Below are 19,231 nucleotides of genomic sequence, written 5' to 3'. Positions count from 1 at the left end.
GCTTCGGTCCGACCGCCGCGCCGACGGCGGTCAGCCGACCTTGTAAGTGGCGAGGGCCTTGGCGATCAGCCTGCCCTCCGGGTCCACGATCTCGGCCTCGCAGTTGGTCAGCGAGCGGCCCCGCCGCAGCACCCGGCCCACCCCGATCACGTCGGTGGACCGGGCCGGCGCCATGAAGTCCAGGGTCATCGACACCGTGACGCCGCGCAGCTCGGGCGGTGCCTCGGCGCCGCACCATGCCGCCGCCATGACGGTGAGATCGGCAAGCGTGGCAATGGCACCGCCGTGAACCATGTCGCCGACGGTGACGTTGGAGGGATCCCACGGCAGCCGCAGCCGTACTTCGTCGTCGCTGAGCTGGTCGGCGACGATTCCCAGCTTGGCGACGAACGGCGATTGGGGGAGGAACTGCGCGATCACGTCGCGCCCGCTGTCTGGAGCGGAAGAGCTGGCCATTCGTCCATGCTTTCGCACTGAACGGCCGGCGCGGTAGGGCTGGCGCACCGACCTGGCTCGATATGTCCGGTGCTCGGCCCGCGCGCCACCCGGGCTACTGCCCATTGACACCGCCGAGGCGGGCTGGTTCTATAAACGTCAATGACCGTAAACATGGTCAGTTCTACCAAGTTTATCCGGATAAACGGATCGGACAAGGAAGCCATGACCAGTGGTGTGACGGCGAGCCCCGCGGCCGGACAGTACGAATTGAGCCATCTGCGCTCGTTGGAGGCGGAGGCCATCCACATCATCCGGGAGGTGGCCGCGGAGTTCGAGCGGCCGGTGCTGCTGTTCTCCGGCGGCAAGGACTCCATCGTGATGCTCTACCTGGCACTCAAGGCGTTCCGCCCCGGACGGCTGCCGTTCCCGGTCATGCATGTCGACACCGGGCACAACTTCGACGAAGTGATCGCGACCCGTGACGAACTCGTCGACGAGTTCGGGGTGCGCCTGGTGGTCGCGTCGGTGCAGGAAGACATCGACGCCGGCCGGGTCGTCGAAACCATCCCGTCGCGCAACCCGATACAGACCGTGACGCTGCTGCGCGCCATCCGGGAGAACAAGTTCGACGCGGCATTCGGGGGAGCGCGGCGTGACGAGGAGAAGGCACGCGCCAAGGAGCGGGTGTTCAGCTTCCGCGACGAGTTCGGCCAGTGGGACCCCAAGGCCCAGCGGCCCGAGCTGTGGAACATCTACAACGGCCGGCACCACAAGGGCGAGCACATCCGGGTCTTCCCGCTGTCGAACTGGACGGAGTTCGACATCTGGTCCTACATCGGCGCCGAGAAGATCAAGTTGCCTTCGATCTATTACGCCCACCGGCGCAAGGTTTTCGAGCGCGACGGGATGTTGCTGGCCGTACATCGTCACATGCAGCCGCGCGCCGACGAGCAGGTCGTGGAGAAGACGGTACGATTCCGCACCGTCGGTGACGTCACCTGCACCGGGTGTGTCGAATCGGAAGCCCGCACGGTGTCGGAGGTCATTGCCGAGACCGCGGTATCCCGGCTGACCGAGCGCGGCGCGACCAGGGCCGACGACCGCATCTCAGAGGCTGGAATGGAAGACCGGAAACGGCAGGGTTACTTCTGATGGCAACGTTACTGAGACTGGCCACCGCGGGCTCCGTCGACGACGGCAAGTCCACCCTGATCGGGCGCCTGCTCTACGACTCCAAAGCCGTGATGGAAGACCAGTGGGCGGCGGTGGAAAAGACATCCAAGGAAGCCGGCCACGAGTACACCGATCTGGCGCTGGTCACCGACGGACTGCGGGCCGAACGCGAACAAGGCATCACGATCGACGTCGCCTACCGCTACTTCGCCACCCCCAAGCGGAAATTCATCATCGCCGACACCCCGGGCCACATCCAGTACACCCGCAACATGGTCACCGGCGCGTCCACCGCCCAGCTGGTGATCGTGCTCGTCGACGCCCGCCAGGGTCTGCTCGAGCAATCCCGGCGACACGCCTTCCTGGCATCGCTGTTGGGCATCCAGCACATCGTGCTGGCGGTCAACAAAATGGATCTGATCGACTGGGACAAAGAGAAGTTCGAAGCGATCAAGGACGAATTCCACGCCTTCGCGGCACGTTTGGACGTGCAGGATGTCGCGACCATCCCGATTTCCGCGCTGCTCGGCGACAACGTGGTGACCAAATCGGGCAAGACGCCCTGGTATGAGGGGCCGGCCCTGCTGTCGCACCTCGAGGAGGTGTACATCGCCGGTGACCGCAACCTGGTCGACGTGCGGTTCCCGGTCCAGTATGTGATCCGGCCGCAGACCCACGAGCATCGTGACCACCGCAGCTACGCCGGAACCGTGGCCAGCGGCGTGATGCGCCCGGGCGACGAGGTCGTCGTTCTACCGATCGGCAAGACCAGCCGGATCGCCGCGATCGAAGGCCCGAATGGTTCTGTGGCAGAGGCGTTTCCGCCGATGGCTGTCTCGCTGATCCTGGACGACGATATCGACATTTCGCGTGGCGACATGATCGCCCGCACCAACAACCAGCCCAGGGTCGCGCAGGACTTCGATGCGACCGTGTGCTGGATGGCCGATGGCGCGGCGCTCGAGCCGGGCCGCGATTACGTCATCAAGCACACCACTCGAACCACCCGCGCTCGTGTCACTGCGCTGGATTACCGCCTCGACGTGAATACCCTGCATCGCGACAAGAGCGCTACGGCGTTGAAACTCAACGAACTTGGCCGCATTACGCTGCGCACGCAGGTACCTCTGCTGCTTGACGAGTACACCCGCAACGCCAGCACCGGCTCGTTCATCCTCATCGACCCGAACACCAACGGCACGGTCGCGGCGGGCATGGTGTTGCGCGATGTCGCGGCGCAGAAGGCAAGCCCGAACACCGTGCGGCACGAGTCGCTGGTCACCGCCGAAGACCGGGCGGCCCGGGGCCGGACGCTGTGGCTCACCGGCTTGTCGGGTGCGGGTAAATCGTCGGTGGCCATGCTGGTCGAGCAGAAGCTGCTCGAAAAGGGTGTGCCCGCTTACGTTCTCGACGGTGACAATCTGCGGCACGGCCTGAATGCCGACCTCGGCTTTTCCATGGCCGACCGTGCCGAGAACCTGCGCCGGCTGGCCCACGTTGCGACGCTGCTCGCCGATTCCGGCCAGACCGTGTTGGTGCCCGCGATCAGCCCGCTGGCCGAACACCGCGAGATGGCCCGTAAAGTGCACGACGACGCCGGGTTTGAGTTCTTCGAAGTGTTCTGTGATACCCCCCTCGCGGAGTGTGAGGCGCGTGATCCGAAGGGGCTGTATGCGAAAGCCCGCGCCGGTGAGATCACGCATTTCACCGGTATCGACAGTCCGTATCAGCGGCCGAAGCATCCCGATCTGCGGCTGATCCCGGACTGCTCGCTCGAGGAAATGGCGCAGCGCGTCCTCGACATGCTGGAGTCGCGCGCCTAGGCGCACAGACCCACGCGTCGCGTCTGACTGTCCGCCTCCTCCTCGGCCCGCAAGCGGGCCGCATCGTCCCCGGGCGGCTGGTGGCACAATCCTCAGAGTGCGGATGTCGGCGAAGGCGGAGTACGCGGTGCGGGCGATGATCCAGCTCGCCACCGCGGAAGCCGGCACGCTGGTCAAGACCGACGACTTGGCCCAGGCGCAGGGCATACCGCCGCAGTTCCTCGTCGACATCCTCACCAACCTGCGCACCGACCGCTTGGTGCGCAGCCACCGCGGCCGCGACGGGGGCTACGAGCTGGCCCGTCCCGGCAGCGAGATCAGCATTGCCGACGTGTTGCGCTGCATCGACGGGCCGCTGGCCAGCGTGCGAGACATCGGCCTCGGTGATTTGCCGTACTCAGGGCCCACGGCGCCGCTCGCCGATGTCTGGCGTGCGTTACGCGCCAGCATGCGGTCGGTGCTGGAGGAGACAACGTTGGCGGATGTGGCGTCGGGCACCCTGCCCAAGCACGTCGCAAAGCTTGCCGACGACTATCGAAGTCAGGAGAACGTCCGGCATGGCGGTCCGCGCCTCGACTAGGCCGGAAAGGTCAGCCGGCTGATCCGTAGGGCCGAGTCAGGATCTCCAGCGCGTGCCCGGCGGGATCCAGGAAGTAGACCCCGCGGCCGCCGTCGTTGTGATTGATCTCGCCGGGCCGGCTTTGCCGAGGATCGGCCCAATGCGCAAGACCGCGGGATTGGATCTTGCCGTAGATCGCGTCGAACTCCGGCTCGGAGACAAGGAAGGCGTAGTGCTGCCGCCGGATTTCCTCGCCCTCGGGGGCGTTCGCGAAATCGAGGCTCACCCCGTGCTCGAGGGTGACAACCATGAAGTTGCCGAATGGCTGCGGGCTGGGCAGGTCAAAGAGCTCGGTGAGAAATTCCGCGGACTCGCGTTTGTCGCGGGCGGCGACAATGGTGTGGTTGAAATTGATGGACATAGTTCTTTCCAGTCAACCACTGTCGCCGCGAGGCGACAATGCGCGAAACGCTACTTGGGCGCGGTCAGCTCCAAGGCGATGTTGTCGGGGTCGCGGAACTCCAGAATGTATGACGGCCCAATGTCTTTGATCGGCTCGTGTGCTACCCCCACCTCATCGAGATGTGCTGCCGCGGTGTCTAATTCGTCCAAACTGGCGAGCCGGAACGCGATGTGGTCAAGACCGCAGCGGTCTTCGTGAAAACGGTCCGAGGCGACCGGCCGCAGCCCCAGAAGCGTGCCGCCAAGGTCGTAGACGACGCCGCCGTACAAGAAGGCGAACTGGTTACGGGTTGCCTCGTCGGCATTCTCGGGAACTTCCAGCAACACCGGCCAATCGAACACGCTCTCGTAAAACTGCCTGGATCGCTCGATATCGGTGACGGTGAGGCGGACGTGTGCGATGGATGTACTGGCTAAGGGCACTGGCCCATGCTGCCACTCCAGGCACCACATGTTGAGGGCATGCCAGAATCGCCGTCGTGCGGATAGCAATGACGATGCCGGTGATGGAGCCGGACTTGGATGCCACGGTGCTAGAGACCTGGGCACGCGAAATCGACGAGGGCCCTTTCTCGTCGTTGTGCTGGGGCGAGCGCATTGCGTTCACCAACCCGGACAACCTCACGTTGCTGGGCGCGCTCGCCGCATGGACCAAACGGGTGCGGCTGATGACGACCGTGATCGTGCCGCAGCTGCACGATCCGGTCATGTTGGCAAAGGGCCTGGCCACGGCCGACATGCTGTGCGGCGGACGGTTGACGGTCGGGGTCGGTGTGGGCGGCAGGCACGAGGACTACCACGCGGTGGGCGCCGACCCGGCGACGCAGACGATGCGCGACATGGCCGAGCGGGTCGCGGTGATGAAGCGGGTGTGGGTGGGCGAGAAGATCACCGAGTCGGTGCTGCCGGTGGGGCCCGCGCCGGTTCAGCCCGGCGGTCCGCCGCTGTTCGTCGGCACTATCGGGCCCAAGACCATCCGCAGCGCGGCGGCCTGGGCCGACGGGCTGGCCGGCACCACCTTGGACCTGGATGTCGACAAGCAAAACGAGCTCTTCGACGTGGCGCGGGAGGCGTGGGCGCAGGCCGGCAAGCCCAAACCTCATCTGGCGACTTCGTTCTGGTTCGCCTTCGGCACCCCCGAGCAGTCCCGGGCCCAGGTGCATCGCCATCTGCGGCGCTATATTAACTGGATACCGGCGGAGTACGTCGATGCGATGGCCCCGATGACCGGCTGGGCCGGCAGCGAAGACGAGCTGGCCGCGGTGTTGCGCAGGTTCGCCGAGATCGGCACCGACGAGGTTCAGCTGATCCCGACCAGTTCGGACCTCGACCAGGTGCGGCGCGCCGCCGACGTCGCCGGACGGCTCTAGGCCGGCAGGCGCTCGTGGCCGACCTCCGGCTGCGGGGGTTGCCCCTTTTGCAGCGTGGCCAGCAATTCGCGGTAGGGGCCGACGACGTAGACGGTGTCGCCGGCACGCAGCCGGGCGTCGCGCCGTGGGTGTAGTTGGACCGGGGAATCGTCTCGGGTGATCGCGATGACGCGGGTCTGCGTCGACAGTTCGAACATCCGCAGCCCGTCGAGTTCGCTGTCCGGTGCCACGTGCATACCGCCGACCATGAAGTAGCGCTGCCCGACCGAAAACGTGCCCAGCACCTGCAGACCCATCGCGGCGCCGATGAACCACGGGGCGGCGAGCTCGACGGTCGAGCGCACGTTGTCGAACCCGAACCGCTCCGCGACCGCGCTACCCAGTTCGCGGTCGTAGATGCGCAGCACGATCGGGACGTCGGGCCGGATGACCTTCGGCATCACGCGTGGCCCCAACATCTCGCGCAGCACGATCCCGGTCTCGATGTTGGTCATGTCGTCGTGGGTCAGCACCGCCACCGCACGCGCGGTGTCGACGCGGGCCGCTGCCAGCGTCTGGCGCAGCGTCGCATCCCCGAAGATCACCGGCACCTCTAGTTCGGCGGCGGTCGACAAGAAGCGGTTGTTCTCGTCGAGCTCGATCACCGCGACGTCGTATCCGGCGGCGTGCAGATCGGCGGTGACCCGGCTGCCGAACGAGCCGAGCCCGACGACGACGATGTGATTGCGCAAGTGTCGAGCTTGCCGCCGGCCGGCCGTATGGGCGAAGCGGCGCGAGATCAGCAGGTCGGCGATGAACGCGACGAGGACCGCGGTAGTGGTCAAGCCGCCGAACATCAACATGATGCTGAACAGTCGCAGCCAGGTGGGTTGCGAGAGGAAGCTGAAGTCGCCGTAGCCCACCGTCGCGATCGTCTCGGTGCTGAAGTACAGCGCGTCGACCCAGGTCATTTTCGCGTGGGGCTGGTAGCAGTAGCGCAACAACACCGTCGAGCCGATCAGCACGGTCAACACCGCGGCCACCGCACGCATGAACATCGGGTTGACGTCGTTGCGCAGGCTGCGTGCGACGCCGGCGGCCCGCCGCAGCCGCCGCTGCCGGGTGCGCGTCGTGTTGGGTCGCGGGGGCTTGATGCCGCGGGCCCCCAACTCGTCGACCGTGCCGATCATCGCCGTCCAGTCACCGGCGTGAACCTTCAGGTCACGGCCCGGGCAGGTTTCCAATAGCCCCGGCGCGGGCGAGTTCTTGCCGTGGAGTACCGCGACCGGAGCCAGGTCGGCGTAGATCTCGCGCAGGGTCGCGTGGTAGGGGGCCTCCGTGCCTGACACGAGGAATTTGATGCCGGCCGCCTCGAAGGGGTGTGCGGTGTGTGCCAGAGCGGCCTCGACGACCGACGGCGCCGCCAGCTCGGCGACGTCGAGGATCGCGCCTGGGCCGTTGTGGTCGGCGACCGCTTCGCGCAGTACATCATTGGCCAGCCGGGCGACCACGCGCACATTCGGGTTGGCTTTCCTTGCCAGCAAGGCAATTTCGAGATTTCGCGCATCGTCATTTCCCGCACAGATCACGGCGACGGCGCGGGTGACCCCGGCGTCGGCGAGTCCGGTGTCACTGGTGAGCATGACAACCCGGGCACCCGCGTTCTTCAGCTCGTCGACGATGGTCGACGCGAGCGCGTCGTCACCGCTGACGATGATGTGACGTTGCATGCTCAGCACGTTTCATGTTGTCGGGTACGGGGTCTCGGCCGCTCGGCCGTGGTCCTGGGGCCGTCTGGCATAGACCCACTATCGGCTACCGCGCCGAATTGTGCCAGCGAAGCGGCCGGCAACGCGACACCGATCTTCGTATGTTCTTCGGCTGTAACGGCTTTGCGCTACAGCACGCGAACGTCAGCGGGGGACCAGAATGCCCGCATCGAGGTGATTTTCGCATCGTCGTCGAACGTCATCAGCGAGATGGGTGAGATCCGGGTGCGGCTGTCACCGGCGTCGAGCGTGAGGTGCCACAGAAACGCCGCCTCGCTGCCGCCCACGCGTACTTCGGCGAGTTCGGTCTCTTTCTTGGCATCTTGGAATGCCGCGTAGAACTCGCGGATCGCGTCGCGGCCGCGCCGTACGTCGGTTCCGGCCGGGTCCTCGATCGTGGCGTCGGCCGTGTAGAGCTGCACTATTTCTTCGGTAGCGCCCTTGGCGACGAGCGTGAGATAACTGTTGACGGTCTGGGTGATGGCTTCTTGGGAAGGCATGGCTTCGGACGCTACCTCCTCGCGATGGCCGTCGCGTCGGGTTGGTCGCATTCATACTGGGCGGCGTGCCCTTCATCGAACGCCTCGCGTCACGCGAGATCTATCGGAACCCGTGGCTGATTTTCCGGGAGGACGACATCCGCCGCCCGGACGGCAGTCCCGGCATCTACGCTGTGGTGGACAAGCCGACCTACGCGCTGGTGATGCCCTACGACGGCACCCGATTTCGGCTGGTCGAACAGTTCCGTTACCCGCTCGGCGCGCGCCGCTGGGAGTTCCCGCAGGGCACAGCACCCGATCTGGCCGACGCCGAACCCGCGGCACTCGCCGCGCGTGAGCTGCGCGAGGAAACCGGGTTGACCGCGGCGTCGTTCGAGGCACTCGGTCTGCTCGATGTCGCCCCCGGGATGACCAGCCAGCGCGGCTGGGTGTTTCTGGCCACCGGGGTCTCCGAGGGAGAAGCAGACCGCGAGCATGAGGAGCAGGACATGCGCAGCGAGTGGTTCTCGCGGGCAGACGTCGAGGAGATGATCCGCTCGGGAGTGATGGTCGACTCGCAGTCCATTGCGGCCTACGGCCTGTTCCTGCTGCACGAGCGATGAGTTTCGGGGGCGGCGCCGGGCACCGGTGGCCGCAGCCGTCGGCCGTATTCGCGATGGGCACCGCGGAACCGTTCGGGGCGACAAAGTTTCGGCCGGATTGAGGCGATCGTGTCCGGGCCGAGATCGCATCGCGTCGTCGAATCCGCACTATTGAGACGGTGTGTTCGCGTGTGAGGTTCGGCCGCCGGCTGGCGCTGGTGCTCGGCGTCGTCGCGATCCTTGGCGCTTCGGCGATTTCGGTGCATGCGGCGACCCCGGTGTGGAACGGCAAGTACTCGCTGGTGCGTTATGCCGTGAACAAGGCCGGAACCAGTGTGGCGGCCGGTCAAGCCGAACCCACCTTCAGCGCTGACTACGTCTTCGTGACGTCGTGCTCGTCGGGCACGTGTATCGCGACAGCCACGAACGGACCCGTCCCCAAGAACCCGACACTGCCCCAGCCGTCTCACTACGCCTGGGACGGAGCGCGCTGGGTGGAACACTTCGATTTTCAGTGGGATTGCTTTATGGGGCAAGGGGTTCCGAAGGTCTGGGCTCCCGCGAAGTCGTGGGCGTTCTACGCGCCGCAGCCGGACGGGTCGCTGCGCGGCACCTGGCACACGGACATCGCCAGCGGCCCATGTCGGGGAACCGTGGAGATGCCGGTGGCGGCGTTCGCTGCCGCATGATTGCGGCAGCGAAGGCGATTAGGGGCAGTAGGCGTTCTGAACGGCTGCAGTCGTGTCATTTCGGAGTTGTATCCGAGTGTCGCTATGGGACGCTGTGTGCTGATGGTTAGGTTCCGATGGTGACGTCAATGGTGAAGTTGTTCCGCGACACCGCCGCGGTTCGGATAGCGGTTGTCGTAGTGCTCGGCGTCGTCGTCGCAATCATGGTGGGAAATGCGTTCGGTGGGCGCTACGCGCTCGCCGGTTGGATCACCGCCGCCGGCGTGTATGTGCTGTGGACGCAGCTCATCCTGCGCGGAATGGATGCCGAGCAAACCCGGATATGGGCGACGCGAGAGGACCCGACCCGGTGGCTGGCCGACGTCGTCATCCTGACCGCAAGCGTTGCGAGCCTGGGCGGGGTCGGCTACGTGGTGGCCGCGGGGTCGCGCTCCGGCGCCGAGGCGCTGCACGCCGCCATCGTCGGCATTCTGAGTGTCGTGGCGTCCTGGTTCGCCGTGCACACGCTGTACACCGTGCACTACGCGCGGCTCTACTACTCCGACGATCCGGGCGGGATCGACTTCCACGACCCTGAGCCGCCGCGATTCCGGGACTTCGCATATATCGCGTTCACCGTCGGCATGACGTACCAGGTGTCAGACACCGAGATCAACCTGACGTCCATCAGAGCGACGGTGTTACGACATGCGCTGATTTCTTACCTGCTGGGCGCAGTCGTTCTCGCCGTCACGATCAATTTGATCGCGGGGCTGAGCTCCAAGGTGTGATCGACAGCTGGTGCCTCACAACGGTCACATCAGCACCAACAATGTTGGACTAGAACGAATCTGAAAAGCGATATCGCATCCGCTATCGCATTCCCGAACGATGCGGCCCCAGGTTTAGCGGTGCCGACGTCGGCTCTGGCTAACCGATTCTGGTGAGTGTGAATACGTCACGGTTGTCATCAAGACCGCAGGGTGCAGTGGTATTCACAAAGTCCACCTCGCCGGTGAGGGTCAGCGGATCCCACGATTGATTCACATCGATCGGGTGCTGGCTCGAGTCCGGACACACCGCGCCCTCGGGGACCGTGCGGGCAACGGTGTAACGGCCATTGACCAGGGGGGCGTCAAACCCGCCTTCCATTGACGTCGACACGTGAGCGACGCAGCCCGGTGTGCACGTGGTTCTGATAATCCATGTCCCGGCACCGCCGTCCTCGTCGGCGTAGTGGTAGACGCCGTTCATCTTCGTATCGTCGCCCGAGGCCAGCGGCTCGGCCGAGGCTCGGTGCGCTGGCGCCCAAAGTAGCGCGCCAGCAAAAAGCGCAGTCGCCGCGATGAATGTGTGGATCCTCATCTTTTCCGCCCTCTTGCCATGGTTTGGCTGCCCCGTGATCAACACGAGGCGAACGTAACAGCAAACCGATAGGGAGTATCCGCTCGGACCTGAACCCATATCGAATTGAAAGACAGTTCGGTCGGTGGGACCGAAAAGTTCTATGAAATCGACATGCGTCTGGGCTCGTGCGGCGTGCCGTGACGGCGTTCAGCAGTGCGGGGCCCAGCACCTTTGGTTGGGGCAATAGGTCGCGTGCGCGATGCCGACCATCGCAGAGACGTCTCCGACGGCGATGCCTCGAGGGTCCAAGTTCGCGTGGACGTCGTGGGCGATCTGGTCTGGCGTCCAGCCCCAGCCGAGGTCGTCGCAGATGAGCTGCGCCATCCCGATCAAGGCGGCTTCGTGTCCGGGCGGCCAGGTGAGGCCGGCGGAGCGTAGCTGAGCAAGGTAGGCGTCACTGACGGGATCGGCCGCCGCAATCGGAGCGCTGGCCACGAGGGCGGCAACCAATGTAGGGACGATAATTCTGACGAGCCAAGGAGATGAGGACATGGAATCAGTGTGCGGCAACCGTGTGAAGAACGGAGAAAGTCGGCATAGCCGTTGAGCTGTGACAACCTCGGCGACCTCGGCAGGTTTGCTGGTAAATCCGGAGGGTTTGATTCTTGTGCAGGGTCCTCGAGTCAATCGGTCGAGGGATTGGCCGCCAGTGTGTCGACGTGGTAGCGGCTGGCGGTCCAAGGCGGGCTGTCCGGCGTGGGGGTGAGCGTGATGGTGATGAAGGTCTTGCCCTCGGTGAGGGATCCCGGCACCAGATAGGAGTCATCGAGCCAGCGGTGTGCGCCATTGCTGCGGGGCTGCAACCAATTTCGGGCGGGCACACCGTCGATGGCTACATCGACGGACTGGTAACCGGTCGCCTGGTCTGAGGTACGGCGCAACAGAAGACCGCGATTGTCCGGATCGATGTGGACACCGAACGTGATCGGGGCACCGGTGGAGCGGATCAACCCGGCGATGGTGCGGGTGTCGTCAGTCCCCTCGTATTGACTGATCAGTAGTTGGTCGTCAGCGTCGGTGTCGTTGTAGCCGTGCAGGAATCGATTGACGGGATCGCCGGGATTGACATCGTCGCCGGGAGTCGTGGTGGCGTTCGGCTGGGTGTAGAGGAATGCCGTTGAGCTGTAGTCGGGTTGGACCATGTTTCGCTTGCCGTGCTCGATGCCGAACCGAATCGCGGAGTGGTAGCCGATAGCGTCGGCGAGCATCAGCCGGTAGACGACGACGCAGTAGTCCGCGCATCCGCCGGCGGCTGTTCGCTGATCGGGCTGTCCGGTGAGCGGGTCGCTGTAACGGGTGCCGTTCTTGAAATACCAACCGCCCTCGTAGAAGTCCTCGGTGCCGGTGCCGTACCACTGCGGAGATGCCGAACCGTCGATGTACGCGCGCTCGGCGCCTTCGAGAAAGTACGGGGCGTCGTCGCCGAACGACGTCTTGATTCTCGAGCCGCGAATGGTGTGGCTGACGCCGACGAACTTTCCGTGGCCTTGTTCGCCGGCGAACACCCAATCCTCACCGACCGTCGTGGGCCCGGCATGCGAACGTGCGGTGAAATAGCCGGCACGGCCACTGGCCAACGCGGGCGCCCATTGCGGGCCGGGAACAGTCACGACGTCGCTGTCGATCCCGGATACCGAAGCGTCGGTGGAGTTGACCAGGTTGACGTGCACCGTACGCGCGAAAGGCATTGGCCACCAGCATGACAACGACAGCGAACCGTCGGGCTGTGGTGTGGCTCCGAACATCAGCGATCGCACGTCGTTGACACCCAGTCCGGCGCCGAAGAACTCACCGAGGGGCGAGTCGACCATGATTCGGCCGTCGAATTCGACCTGTATCCGCAGACCCGCGAGAAGCTGATCACTCGGCTGCGGCAACTGTAGCCGCAGCGCGGAGATCGTGCCCGACCCGGCCGCTTCGGCAATAGTGCGCCCAGCGCCGGCAGGCAACTCGACAGTCCGATTAGTATGCGCCGCAGCGGGTTCGGCCGGCTTGGGGTCGGTAGTGCCCGCGGCACGCAGCGCAGCCACCACGTCGAGCGCGGGGTCGGCGGACGAGAATGTGCTCACACCGTCCGCGGTGGGGAACTGGCGATAGTCGACGTGGTAGTACTCCAAGTGCGATGCGACGCTGATCCGCATCGATCGCCGGTACGGCATGGGCACTTTGATGTAGACACCGCCGGGCGATTGCGCGGCATTGGCGACTAACGGCCACACGAATGGCGCACCCAATGCGCCGTCGACCAACGACTGCAGCGGCGCGTCGACCACCGTCCGCCCGTCCAGCTCAATGCGGATCGCGCCGATCGCACGCACGTTGCCGCCGTCGCGGGTGAACCAGATCGAATCGACCTCGCCGGCACCGTGATCCTCCGCGACCACGCAGCCGGCCCCACCCGGCGCGAGACATCCGCCGTTGCCATTCTTGTTACCCGTGGAGATATCGAAATCCCCGCCGGTGCGGTCGAAGCTAGACACCTGCAGCGTCTGCGTATCGGCGCTCAGGTAGGGCAGCCGATCCAATCGCCGGTAGGTGTCCCAGCCCACCAGCCTGTTATCGCGCGGCCCGACGCTGCCCGGCTCGGCATGTGCCGTGACCGGCGCCCCGATACGCGTCATCGTCAGCAGAAATACGCCCATCACAAACAACGCGCGAACAGTCATCGGCATAGCATCAGAGGCTACTTGACCACACCGACCACATCAGCACCAAAAAGGTTGGGCTATACCAGGTCTGAGACGCGATATCGCATGTGCTATCGCGTCTCAGGACGATGTAGTCTCAGCTTTCGTGATACCGATGTGGCGGGTGTGACGTGTGCGACACCCGCCTGCGCACGGCGAGCCGACATCGGCTAGGTGGAAAGTCCGGCGGCGGTCCGGATCTGGCGACGAGCAGCGCCGCGGTCGATCTCGGGAAATATGTAGTGGCTCAACGCGATCCGTGCGATGGCGCCGGCGAGGTCGGGCGGATCCACCGCCGCGGCGAGCGCTCCTTCCCGGGCGCAGCGCTGCAAAACCGTCACCAGCCCTTCGGCGAGCATGGGTAGCGCCGCGGCCATCTGGTCGTGCGCGAAACCCGGCTCGAGATCGAGCAGGTGCCCCGGCGGCTGAGCCTCGAGGAAGGTCGCGACGACGTCGACCGCGGCCTCCAGCCGTGCGACGCCGACGACCCCGGACATCGCGTTGTCCATCGCCGTGCTGAAGCGACGCCGCTCGCGCTTTCCCATCGCGTCGATGAGGTCTTCCTTGGACGCGAAGTAGCGGTAAATGGTGGGACGCGATACCCCGGCCAGGCTCGCCACGTCCGACATCGACAACTTGCGAGCGCCGACCCGGAATACCAGTCGCTGGGCCGCATCCAGGATCCGATCGGCCAGATATCCATGGTCCGAGCGGCGCGGTTCGGCGATCGACACCGCGGCAGCCCCTACAGCTTGCCGAGTTTGCGTAGCCACGAGATCAACAGCCGCAGACCGTCGTCGAAGGACATGGGGGCATACCCGAGTCGCCGCGCGGTCAGGTTGTCTTTGTTTCTGGGCGTGCGCTCGCTGCGGGCTGCGGCTTTCGCGATGGCCATCAAGGTGGGCCCGAATTCGGCAGTCAACGCCTCGGGGTCGGTGCGGTAGTCGAGATCCTCGACACGGTGCGCGATCTCGGCGACCTCGCAAGCGCGGTTGATGCCACCGGCCGTACTGAAGGTGTCTTCGGGCCGGCCGACCAACAGGTAGCGCTCACCGGACACGCCCTTGTCCAGTGCCGCGATCGAGCCCATCGCGACGTCCGCTCCGGCGACCCAGGTCACCGGAAAAGCCAGATAGCGCTTGATCTTTCCGCGCATGCCCGCCAACAGCACGCGATTGAAGCTGGTGCGGTGCAATGCGCGTTCCACGACCAGGCCAGGACCGTAGATGGCGCCGGGGTGGCAGGTCAGCACGTCGTCGCCCGCGGCCGCGCGGCGGTGGGCCTCCTGGAACGCGGCGAGCTTGGTGACGGTGTAGGGGTCGTTGGGTGGGTTCCCCAGGACGGGCGCCTCTTCGAAGTCGACGCCGGCGTTCAGGTTGAGAAAGGTGGCGGTGCTCAGGGCGACGACCCGGCGCATGCCGTGCGCTTTCGCGGCATCGAGCACATTCGTCGTGCCGACCAGGTTGACGGCCTTGAAGTCTTCGAGGTCTTGACTCGCGCCACCGAGCAGTGCCGCACAGTGGATAGCCGCCTCGGCGCCCTTGGCCGCGCGAAGCACGTCGTCGGCGTCGCTGATGTCGCCCTTGACCAATTCGACGCCGATTTCGGCCAGCGCGCGGGCGGCGTCGGGATCGCGAACCAGGCCGCGAACCTGATCGCCGCGCCCGATCAGTTGCTCGCAGACATTGCCGCCGGTCTGACCGGTCGCGCCGGTGACGAAGATGGTGCTGCCCATCGCGGGCCTCCCAGCTTGTTCGCATTACATATCGAACATATTCAGTCATAACTGTAAACCTTGACATGGGGATTGTTCTATAGTCATCCGCATGGCACTCGATCCTTCAAGCGTGCTCCTGACCGACCGCGTCGCGGTCGTCACCGGTGGCGGCGCGGGCATCGGCCGCGGCATCGCGGCGGGACTGAAGGCATTTGGCGCACGAGTCGCGATCTGGGAACGAAACCCCGACACCTGCGCGTCCGCCGGCGGGGAGATCGGCGCCCTCGGTGTTCCGGTCGACGTGCGGGACGGCGCCGCGGTGGACGCCGCGCTGGCGCATACCTCGGGCGAGCTCGGGCCCGTGACGATTCTGGTCAACAATGCCGGCGGCGTCTTCTGGTCGGGGATCCTCGACACCACCGAGAACGGGTGGGACGCCCTGTACAAGTCGAACCTGCGGCACGTCTACCTGTGTACGCAACGGGTGGCCCGCAACCTCGTCGAACGGAAACTGCCCGGCAGCATTATCAGCGTCACGTCGATCGAAGGTGTCCGCGCCGCACCGGGTTACGCGACCTACGCGGCGGCCAAGGCGGGCGTCATCAACTACACCAAGACCGCCGCGCTCGAGCTTGCTCCGCACGGCATCCGGGTCAACGCGCTGGCCCCCGATATCACCTTGACCGAAGGCATCAAGGCGATTGCGCCGCCGGGATCCGAGCAGCGGTTCGGTCTGACGGTTCCGCTGGGGCGCGCGGGTCACGTCGACGAGATGGCAGCAGCGGCAGTGTTTCTCGCGTCCGACATGTCCAGCTACATCACCGGCCAGACCATCCACGTCGACGGCGGCACGCATGCGGCCAGCGGCTGGTACCACCATCCGGAAACCGGGGCATACTCGCTGGGGCCAACGAATTAAATACGGAGCCGTTTAGATCGCATTCGCTGAAATGGCGTTTGTGTCGATAATGGCTGCATTAATCGCCGGTATTCATCGCGACGTGTGCCGACATTCCGCCGTCGATCGAAATCATTTGTCCGGTGATGTAGCGGGACTGTTCGGAAGCCAGAAAGACGACGAGTTCCGCGACGTCTCGTGGTTGTCCGACGTAGGGCGTCAGCGTGGCGCGGCCGAGGCCGTCGAGGATGTCTTCGGACAGATGCGCGCGCACCGCGCCGGTGAGGATCAATCCGGGCACGACGGTGTTCGCCCGCACGCCCTGCTTTCCCTCACTGGTCGCGACGTACATCGTCAGGGCATGCACGCCGGCCTTCGAGACGCCGTAGGCCAGCCGAGTCCGGTCACCCGACAGGGCCGCTCCCGACGACATGTTGATGATGGAACCCCCACCGCTGCTGCGTATTTCGGGGACAGCGTATTTGCACATCAGCAGCTGGCTGCCGAGGTTGACTTCCATCGACCGCTGCCATACGTCGAGTGGCATCTCCGAGATCGTGGTGTCACGCGACAGGAAGCTGCTGGCGGTCAGTGCCGCATTGTTGTGCAGGATGTCGATGCGGCCGAACTCTTTTGCCGTCGCCGCCACCGCGGAGTGCGCCGCGTCTTCGTCGGCGAGGTCCCCGCCGAGGGCGATCGCCTGGGCACCGGAGCGCCGAATCTCGTCGGCCACTTCGTTGGCTTTTGTCTCGTCGATATCGACGACGGCCACGGCCGCACCTTCGCGCGCCAATTCGCGTGCCGTCGCCGCGCCAATACCGCCGGCGCCTCCGGTGACGATCGCGACCTTTCCGGCGAGTCTGGACATCGACTTCTCCTTTGCAGTGACGCATAAAAAAGATAGCCTGAATTAATGCCGCGTATTGCACCAATCCCGATGGAAGAGCTCAGCGCACACTCCCGCGAAATCGTCGACGCCGGTGTTGCCGCCGGGCTCTACGCGACACCGGTGCCGTTGCAGATCTTCGCCTATCGCAGCGCGCAGCTCGAACAGGTCAATATGGCGCGGACCCATCTCGGTGCCGGCACTCTGCTCGGCGGCCGGATCCTGGAGTTATTGCGTATCCGCAGTGCCCAACTCGGCGAGTGCGAACCCTGCAGCCAGTCGCGCAAACATGATTCGATCACCGACGAGGATGTCGCATGCCTGCTCGCGCCGGGCCACGGCGAGCTCACCCCGCAGGAACAGATGGCCGTCGAGTTCCTCGACCTGCTCTCCGCCGACCACCACGCCATGGACGACGAGTTCTACAAGCGGTTAGGTGAGCATTTCACCGCGGCGCAGATTATCGAGCTCGGTTTCACCTGCGCGGGCGCCATGGGATTGCACCGGTTCATCCACACTCTCAACGTGTACGGCGACTCGGCGCCCGTCATCGAATACGATCGGGATCAGGTCGACGCCGCGAAATCGGTGTGAGGGTGCCGCGTCACCGCTGTTGTCGGTAGGCGCTCGGCGTCAGACCGCTAAATCGCTTGAACGCGTTGGTGAATGCGCCTTCCGAGGAATAGCCGATTTCGGCCGCGACCGAACTCACGGTGCGGGTGGTGGACCGCAGCAGCCGCGACGCGGCGCGCATGCGCAGTGCCGACAGGTACGCCAGCGGCGATACCCCGACGCCGTCGGTGAATCGCGGAGCAAACGACATTCCATTTTCGGCCGGGCGTCACGTGCATTGCCGCCAGCGCCGGGCCCAGGTTGGGGTCGCGCATGGTACGCAGCCAGCCGTCAGTCTCGTTGCAGTCGAGCAACGTTCGAACCACCTGCACGAGCAGGATCTGCGTCAGCACATTGCGCATCACCGTTGTCCCGGCCGCGTTGTCGCGGGTCTCCCGCTCGAGTATCCTTGTCGTCCGGCGTCTTGGTGGGGACGGCGTCCTTGATTCTGTTCCAGATGTAGCCGCCGTCCGCGTCGGTACCGCACGCCGGTGGTGTCGGCGGCGGCGTTTGCCTCTTAATATGAAGAGGTGCAACAGATTTGGATCGCGACGGCACGAGAATATCCAGTACACCCGGTGCCGACCGCAACAGCGGAGCGGTGAGGCGGACCGCCGCTGAGATGACCCAGGTGCGGCGGATAGGGGATCGCCGATCAGTGGTTGGCACACGAGGCTATCGGGCAGCGGACGAGCCCATCCAGGTGCGGCCAATGCGGGTGTGCGTTTCGGATGTCGGATTCCTCAGCGGGCGGAATGAAATTCGTTGTGCGACAACCGGCCCCAATCGGCCGCCTGAAGTCGTCGCCGCCGCGTTGGGCCGACGTCGTGGTTGGGCAGTGCGCTCAATCGCAGCGGTATTCATCTGCCGAACAAGTCAGCCTCTGCGGGCGACGTCTTGGCTCAGGATCTGGGGCCAGGTCTCGACATCGGCCGGGACGTGCGCCACGGTGAGCGTTGACCGCGGCATCAGTGTCGCAAGCGATTCCGCCGTCGACATCGGATGCGCCGGGTCGCCGACCCAGGCAAGAATCGTCGTCGGTACATCGATTCGTGCGACCGCTTCGCGAGCGGGCAGGTCGCTGAGAGCCGCGCCTCGAAACAGTGACGGCAGCAGCGCGTCGGCCACATCCGGAACTGTTTCGGGCGCGCCGACCGTGGCTGGCGGCGGAGTCGCCCCACGCGCCGACGCGATGAACGCCCCGACTCCCTCGGTTTCGATAACTTCGGCCGCAGCCCGGTAGAGCGCCGCCTGCGCGGGCCGGGTTTCCCACGCGGTGGCCGGGACCATGAGCGTGAGGCCGGCGAAGCGGTCCGGCTCGCGGGCAGCCGCGTGCAGCAGCGTGCCGGTACCCATGGACGGGCCGACTCCGTGCACCCGTTCGCTGGGAAACCATTTGTCGAGCAGCTGCAGAAGATCCTCGGCAAGGCTTTCCCATCGGTAATCCTCGTCGACCTTGCGCCCAGTCGACTTGCCATGGCCGCGTGCGTCGTACCGCAGCAATCGGGTCCCGCTGAGGCCCCTGCCGAGGTCGAGATTGAGTACCCGGTCGCGCGCGCGGCTGGAGGTAAGACCGTGCAGTTGAACAACCGGATGACCACCCTCGTCGCTCAGTTCAACCGCAAGCTCTGCTCCAGGAACCACGAAAGTGGACATCACGCAACTCTTTTCACGACCCGACGGCTCGCCCCGCGCTGACCGA

Annotated in this window: 22 protein-coding genes; 9 read left to right on the top strand and 13 right to left on the bottom strand. The window is 65.3% G+C overall.

Features of this window, described 5'->3' with window-relative positions:
- Positions 1–30: 30 nt before the first annotated feature.
- Positions 31–420 (bottom strand): PaaI family thioesterase, encoded by a 390-nt coding sequence (locus OK015_RS22740; RefSeq protein WP_268132999.1) that lies wholly within the window; start codon positions 418–420, stop codon positions 31–33.
- A 189-nt stretch (positions 421–609) separates the two neighbouring features.
- Here OK015_RS22740 and cysD point away from each other — a divergent pair, with 189 nt between their 5' ends.
- From cysD to OK015_RS22725, 3 genes are all read left to right on the top strand, one after another.
- The gene (gene cysD, locus OK015_RS22735; protein WP_268126311.1) at positions 610–1,590 is read left to right on the top strand and encodes a sulfate adenylyltransferase subunit CysD; all 981 of its coding nucleotides are present in this window, start codon (positions 610–612) and stop codon (positions 1,588–1,590) included.
- The gene (cysC, locus tag OK015_RS22730; RefSeq protein ID WP_268126308.1) at positions 1,590–3,434 is read left to right on the top strand and encodes an adenylyl-sulfate kinase; all 1,845 of its coding nucleotides are present in this window, start codon (positions 1,590–1,592) and stop codon (positions 3,432–3,434) included. Before cysD ends, cysC begins: the two co-directional genes overlap by 1 nt.
- 97 nt (positions 3,435–3,531) lie before the next feature.
- Entirely contained in the window at positions 3,532–4,014 is a 483-nt protein-coding gene (locus OK015_RS22725; protein WP_268126305.1) for an Rrf2 family transcriptional regulator, read from the top strand.
- 10 nt (positions 4,015–4,024) lie between these two features.
- Here the strand turns inward: OK015_RS22725 and OK015_RS22720 are convergent, their stop codons facing one another.
- Complete coding sequence (locus OK015_RS22720) at positions 4,025–4,414, bottom strand: VOC family protein (RefSeq protein ID WP_268126303.1); 390 nt, start codon at positions 4,412–4,414, stop codon at positions 4,025–4,027.
- Positions 4,415–4,464: 50 nt separating this feature from the next.
- Positions 4,465–4,878 carry a VOC family protein gene (locus OK015_RS22715; RefSeq protein ID WP_268126301.1) on the bottom strand — a complete coding sequence of 138 codons (414 nt, stop codon included), beginning with the start codon at positions 4,876–4,878 and terminating at the stop codon, positions 4,465–4,467.
- 68 nt (positions 4,879–4,946) lie between these two features.
- Here OK015_RS22715 and OK015_RS22710 point away from each other — a divergent pair, with 68 nt between their 5' ends.
- The gene (locus OK015_RS22710) at positions 4,947–5,825 is read left to right on the top strand and encodes an LLM class flavin-dependent oxidoreductase (RefSeq protein ID WP_268132997.1); all 879 of its coding nucleotides are present in this window, start codon (positions 4,947–4,949) and stop codon (positions 5,823–5,825) included.
- On the opposite strand, the gene OK015_RS22705 is transcribed toward OK015_RS22710, so the two are convergent.
- Entirely contained in the window at positions 5,822–7,534 is a 1,713-nt protein-coding gene (locus OK015_RS22705; RefSeq protein WP_268126299.1) for an NAD-binding protein, read from the bottom strand. The genes OK015_RS22710 and OK015_RS22705 overlap by 4 nt on opposite strands.
- A gap of 167 nt (positions 7,535–7,701) precedes the next feature.
- A complete protein-coding gene (locus tag OK015_RS22700; protein WP_268126296.1) occupies positions 7,702–8,073 on the bottom strand; it encodes a nuclear transport factor 2 family protein in 372 nt (123 codons plus the stop codon).
- Between the two features lie 65 nt (positions 8,074–8,138).
- Here OK015_RS22700 and OK015_RS22695 point away from each other — a divergent pair, with 65 nt between their 5' ends.
- The 3 genes from OK015_RS22695 (at position 8,139) to OK015_RS22685 (ending at position 10,113) form a co-directional block, all read left to right on the top strand.
- Positions 8,139–8,675: an NUDIX domain-containing protein gene (locus OK015_RS22695; RefSeq protein WP_268126294.1), complete on the top strand. Its 537-nt coding sequence runs from the start codon at positions 8,139–8,141 to the stop codon at positions 8,673–8,675.
- A gap of 197 nt (positions 8,676–8,872) precedes the next feature.
- The gene (locus OK015_RS22690; protein WP_442791321.1) at positions 8,873–9,343 is read left to right on the top strand and encodes a hypothetical protein; all 471 of its coding nucleotides are present in this window, start codon (positions 8,873–8,875) and stop codon (positions 9,341–9,343) included.
- A gap of 128 nt (positions 9,344–9,471) precedes the next feature.
- Positions 9,472–10,113: a DUF1345 domain-containing protein gene (locus OK015_RS22685; RefSeq protein WP_268126292.1), complete on the top strand. Its 642-nt coding sequence runs from the start codon at positions 9,472–9,474 to the stop codon at positions 10,111–10,113.
- 139 nt (positions 10,114–10,252) lie between these two features.
- Here OK015_RS22685 and OK015_RS22680 read toward each other — a convergent pair whose 3' ends face one another.
- The 5 genes from OK015_RS22680 to OK015_RS22660 all read right to left on the bottom strand — a co-directional run bounded on the left by OK015_RS22680 (position 10,253) and on the right by OK015_RS22660 (position 15,151).
- Complete coding sequence (locus OK015_RS22680; protein WP_268126290.1) at positions 10,253–10,732, bottom strand: hypothetical protein; 480 nt, start codon at positions 10,730–10,732, stop codon at positions 10,253–10,255.
- A gap of 144 nt (positions 10,733–10,876) precedes the next feature.
- Positions 10,877–11,179 (bottom strand): DUF732 domain-containing protein, encoded by a 303-nt coding sequence (locus OK015_RS22675; protein WP_268126288.1) that lies wholly within the window; start codon positions 11,177–11,179, stop codon positions 10,877–10,879.
- 173 nt (positions 11,180–11,352) lie between these two features.
- A complete protein-coding gene (locus OK015_RS22670) occupies positions 11,353–13,350 on the bottom strand; it encodes a glycoside hydrolase family 172 protein (RefSeq protein ID WP_442791320.1) in 1,998 nt (665 codons plus the stop codon).
- 236 nt (positions 13,351–13,586) lie between these two features.
- Entirely contained in the window at positions 13,587–14,150 is a 564-nt protein-coding gene (locus OK015_RS22665; RefSeq protein ID WP_268126283.1) for a TetR/AcrR family transcriptional regulator, read from the bottom strand.
- Between the two features lie 11 nt (positions 14,151–14,161).
- On the bottom strand, positions 14,162–15,151 hold the full coding sequence (locus tag OK015_RS22660; protein ID WP_268126281.1) for an NAD-dependent epimerase/dehydratase family protein: 990 nt from the start codon (positions 15,149–15,151) through the stop codon (positions 14,162–14,164).
- A gap of 91 nt (positions 15,152–15,242) precedes the next feature.
- Here OK015_RS22660 and OK015_RS22655 point away from each other — a divergent pair, with 91 nt between their 5' ends.
- Entirely contained in the window at positions 15,243–16,052 is an 810-nt protein-coding gene (locus OK015_RS22655; protein WP_268126279.1) for an SDR family NAD(P)-dependent oxidoreductase, read from the top strand.
- 58 nt (positions 16,053–16,110) lie between these two features.
- Here the strand turns inward: OK015_RS22655 and OK015_RS22650 are convergent, their stop codons facing one another.
- Positions 16,111–16,899 carry an SDR family NAD(P)-dependent oxidoreductase gene (locus OK015_RS22650; protein ID WP_268126277.1) on the bottom strand — a complete coding sequence of 263 codons (789 nt, stop codon included), beginning with the start codon at positions 16,897–16,899 and terminating at the stop codon, positions 16,111–16,113.
- Positions 16,900–16,944: 45 nt separating this feature from the next.
- Between OK015_RS22650 and OK015_RS22645 the strand changes: the two genes are divergently transcribed.
- Entirely contained in the window at positions 16,945–17,511 is a 567-nt protein-coding gene (locus OK015_RS22645) for a carboxymuconolactone decarboxylase family protein (RefSeq protein ID WP_268126275.1), read from the top strand.
- A gap of 10 nt (positions 17,512–17,521) precedes the next feature.
- Here the strand turns inward: OK015_RS22645 and OK015_RS22640 are convergent, their stop codons facing one another.
- Positions 17,522–17,740: a helix-turn-helix domain-containing protein gene (locus tag OK015_RS22640; RefSeq protein WP_268126273.1), complete on the bottom strand. Its 219-nt coding sequence runs from the start codon at positions 17,738–17,740 to the stop codon at positions 17,522–17,524.
- 665 nt (positions 17,741–18,405) lie between these two features.
- A complete protein-coding gene (locus OK015_RS22635; RefSeq protein ID WP_268126272.1) occupies positions 18,406–19,185 on the bottom strand; it encodes an alpha/beta fold hydrolase in 780 nt (259 codons plus the stop codon).
- Between the last annotated feature and the right edge of the window lie 46 nt (positions 19,186–19,231).

The sequence above is a fragment of the Mycobacterium sp. Aquia_216 genome, assembly GCF_026723865.1.
Taxonomy (GTDB): Bacteria; Actinomycetota; Actinomycetes; order Mycobacteriales; family Mycobacteriaceae; genus Mycobacterium.
The sequence above is the reverse complement of the archived record's forward strand: the minus strand, read 5'-3'. Positions and strand labels throughout refer to the sequence as shown.

Coding starts and splice junctions, on each gene's coding strand:
- OK015_RS22650 (WP_268126277.1), bottom strand. CDS start 16,899: ATGTCCAGACTCGCCGGAAAGGTCGCGATCGTCACCGGAGGCGCCGGC.
- OK015_RS22640 (WP_268126273.1), bottom strand. CDS start 17,740: ATGTCGTTTGCTCCGCGATTCACCGACGGCGTCGGGGTATCGCCGCTG.
- OK015_RS22655 (WP_268126279.1), top strand. CDS start 15,243: ATGGCACTCGATCCTTCAAGCGTGCTCCTGACCGACCGCGTCGCGGTC.
- OK015_RS22685 (WP_268126292.1), top strand. CDS start 9,472: ATGGTGAAGTTGTTCCGCGACACCGCCGCGGTTCGGATAGCGGTTGTC.
- cysC (WP_268126308.1), top strand. CDS start 1,590: ATGGCAACGTTACTGAGACTGGCCACCGCGGGCTCCGTCGACGACGGC.
- OK015_RS22705 (WP_268126299.1), bottom strand. CDS start 7,534: ATGCAACGTCACATCATCGTCAGCGGTGACGACGCGCTCGCGTCGACC.
- OK015_RS22720 (WP_268126303.1), bottom strand. CDS start 4,414: ATGTCCATCAATTTCAACCACACCATTGTCGCCGCCCGCGACAAACGC.
- OK015_RS22710 (WP_268132997.1), top strand. CDS start 4,947: ATGACGATGCCGGTGATGGAGCCGGACTTGGATGCCACGGTGCTAGAG.
- OK015_RS22660 (WP_268126281.1), bottom strand. CDS start 15,151: ATGGGCAGCACCATCTTCGTCACCGGCGCGACCGGTCAGACCGGCGGC.
- OK015_RS22635 (WP_268126272.1), bottom strand. CDS start 19,185: ATGTCCACTTTCGTGGTTCCTGGAGCAGAGCTTGCGGTTGAACTGAGC.
- OK015_RS22700 (WP_268126296.1), bottom strand. CDS start 8,073: ATGCCTTCCCAAGAAGCCATCACCCAGACCGTCAACAGTTATCTCACG.
- OK015_RS22670 (WP_442791320.1), bottom strand. CDS start 13,350: ATGACGCGTATCGGGGCGCCGGTCACGGCACATGCCGAGCCGGGCAGC.
- cysD (WP_268126311.1), top strand. CDS start 610: ATGGTCAGTTCTACCAAGTTTATCCGGATAAACGGATCGGACAAGGAA.
- OK015_RS22645 (WP_268126275.1), top strand. CDS start 16,945: ATGCCGCGTATTGCACCAATCCCGATGGAAGAGCTCAGCGCACACTCC.